Annotated in this window: 1 protein-coding gene; it reads right to left on the minus strand. The window is 58.1% G+C overall.

Annotated features, from left to right (window positions below; translation table 11 throughout):
* Positions 1–305: hypothetical protein (locus D6877_RS28155; protein ID WP_130912801.1), on the minus strand; the 305-nt coding region annotated here is incomplete at its 3' end.
* Positions 306–1,171 lie beyond the last annotated feature (866 nt).

Genomic DNA, 1,171 nt, shown 5'->3' on the forward strand with positions numbered 1-1,171 from the left:
TTGAGCATGATCACCTGTTGCAGCGCCAGCAGTGGTTTGCGTTCCGGGCCGCCTATTGAGTTGGCGATGTTACCGGCCATGGCATGGGCGTAGGAAAGCGACTCGCAGGCTTCGACCAACAGGGTTTCGTCATCCAGCGTGGGGTCGACAACATAAACCGGGCGATATTTTGGCGAACTTGGCGGAGCTGCCAGGTCTTCAGGTTTGAGGTAGTAATCGAGGGCGCGGTCGGTGGCTTCCTGGATTTTTTGCGGGTCGAGTGCGCGGTCGTGGGAGGGTGGCGGGTTGGGGGTGACTTTGAACATGATGAAACTCCTATTGCAGATTCAAGGAGCCATCACCTTCGCTACCAAACGAGGGTGGCGGCCATACGCGGGTTGGTAGACCGGCTGCAATAGGAACCCGGCGCCCGCGAACGAGCCCCACGCATGACCACCATATAAACCGAGCCCCCAAAAAAAGGACGGTCTGAAGGCGTAGACATACGGCCATTACAGACGGGCTACCAAACCCGATCACTGCTTTTTGTCAGTGACCGAGAAACGATATAGCCAACCTCATAGCGCGTAAGCCGGCGGATTCTGGCGTAGGCGTAGGCAATGGCGCAAGGAGTTGTAGCCGGGATGGCGTAACGGGTCGTGTAGTTTAAACGTGGGTATTTGATGATGTTTAAGTGCAGGGATTGCCTCTGACAGTCAGGTGGTTTGAGGTCGTCTGGAAGAGAGCTTTCGCGAGCAGGCTCGCTCCCACATTTGGATCGGGTATATCAGTGGGGGATTGGTCGACTTGGAGGCTGCCATCGCTGGCAAGCCAGCTCCCACAGGGATTGAGTCCGGCCGGTAGATAGTGGTCGGCTGTCAGGCCGCCTTCGCGAGCAAGCTCGCTCCCACAGAAAAGCAAAACAGCGCAGCTGCCCGCGGTAAAGCCGCACCACTCAACAATGAGCGTTAGCTCGAGTGCTCTCCCACAGGGATTGAGTCCGGCCGGTGGATAATGGTCGGCTGTCAGGCCGCCTTCGCGAGCAGGCTCGCTCCCACAAAAAGCAGAAAAGCAAAGCAGCGCAGCTGCCCGCGGCGAAGCCGCACCACTCAACAATGAGCGCAAGCTCGAGTGCTCTTGATCTTGATCCACCGGCGACGTCGGAAGGCTGAGTGGAGGGATTGATCCGGGG

Source organism: Pseudomonas sp. Sample_9 (assembly GCF_004307535.1).
Lineage (GTDB): Bacteria > Pseudomonadota > Gammaproteobacteria > Pseudomonadales > Pseudomonadaceae > Aquipseudomonas > Aquipseudomonas mercuritolerans.